The organism is Endozoicomonas sp. SESOKO3, assembly GCF_024606255.1.
The window spans coordinates 1-1602 of sequence record NZ_JAHHPR010000377.1 but is presented as its reverse complement, the minus strand read 5'-3'; the positions used below and the strand labels follow the sequence as shown (position 1 = coordinate 1602).

Here is a 1602-nt window from a genome sequence, read left to right as displayed (position 1 = left end):
AACGACCATTCTGGCAATATCATCAAGCTCCATGCCACTCCGGGCGAAGAAGCGCTTGAGACGTTAACGCGCGGAGTCGATCTCGGTGCCCCATAGTTGGGGCAGTACGGGACAGGTTGACTGAACCCATCTGGATGAGACCAAAAATAACCAGCGTAATTAAGGTCAATACGGGATTGATGCCAGCCAAGAGGGGTTTTAAGGTGCTTTGTTTCGAAATTGTCCCCTACAGAGCAAGAAACTTTTGTTAAAAATCAAAGTCAGTGCCGGGAAACACCTCATGAAAGGGCTGGAGTCAGATCAAAGACCAGGGGCATCATTACGGTCCAGATCAACAGGCTTGGGTTTTTGATGCACTTTTTTGTGATTCGACAGTGCTTGAACATTCTTGCAGACCTTCCCGCATGGCTGCTGCTGGCCATCTTCCCTGACCACTGTCACGTCACAAGCTTTCTGACTGCTGTGGAATTTGCTTTTGTGATCTGACAGACTTTTGGCATCCTTGCAAACCTTTACGCATGGTCGCAGCTTGCCATCCTCCCCAACCACTTTCTTGTCGCAGGCTTTTGGCCCGGTGTGGGTTTTTGATCTGTGATCTGCCAAGGCACGAGCATTCTCGCAGACTTTCCCGCATGCCCGTTGATGACCATCCTCTCCGACTACTGTCTTGTTGCAGGTTTTGCGCCCTGTGTGATACCTGCTTTTGTGAGACGCCAGAGCTTTTCTATTCTTACAGACCTTGCCGCATGGCCGCGGCTGGTCATCCTTCCCGACCACGCTCATGACACAGGTTTGTTTTCCGCAGTGTTCTTTTCTTTTGTGATCACTGAGGGCTATAGTGCCCGGGCAGGCTTTCCCGCATGGCCGTTGCTGACCATCCTCCCCGAGCACGCTCACGGTACAGGTTGTTTGCCGGATGTGCGCTCTTCTCGTGTGATCCTTCAGGGCGTGAGCGTTTTTGCTGAACATCCCGCATGGTCGCATCTGGCCATCCTTCCCGAGCGTAATCACACCGCAGGTTTGTGGCCCGGTATGGTCTCTTTTTTTATGATTCCGCAAGACGTTAACATTCTTGAGAACCTTCCCGCATGGTCGCAGCTGGCCATCCTCTCCGAACACTGTTTCGTCACAGGTTAGTGGTTTGCTATGGGCGTTTCTTTTGTGATCCCCCAGGGCTTGAGTATTTTTGCAGGTCTTCCGGCATGGCCACAACTGACCATCCTTCCCGGCAATGATCACATTGCAGGTTCTTGTCCTGTCGCCGACATTTCGTTTGTGATGCGACAGTGTTCGTCGGCAAGGTGTCTTTGTTAATTCAGCAGTCTCGTGTGTTATCAGGGCTTGTGCTGTGTCTGCCCGGGAAAGATGAGATTGGGTCTGACCCAATTGGGATGATTCGGTGGTTGTTTGTCCTGTTTCTGAAGTCACCACTGGGGGAGTGGACTGGGGAAATGTAAAAGAAATCCCGATTTCTTCGAGAAGTTCAGGTAAATAGAACGACTCGGAAGTCTCCGTTGTACAGCCGTACACCGTGCTCGATGAGTGCTGGGAATATGTGGTGTTTACAGGATCAACATAGCCTAAGCAACGAAGACAGCGTCC

General features: G+C 51.2%; 1 protein-coding gene. It reads right to left on the bottom strand.

What is annotated here, in order from left to right; translation table 11 throughout:
• Positions 1 to 300: 300 nt before the first annotated feature.
• On the bottom strand, positions 301 to 1602 hold a 1302-nt coding region (locus KDK18_RS06625; RefSeq protein WP_257254083.1), incomplete at its 5' end, for a hypothetical protein.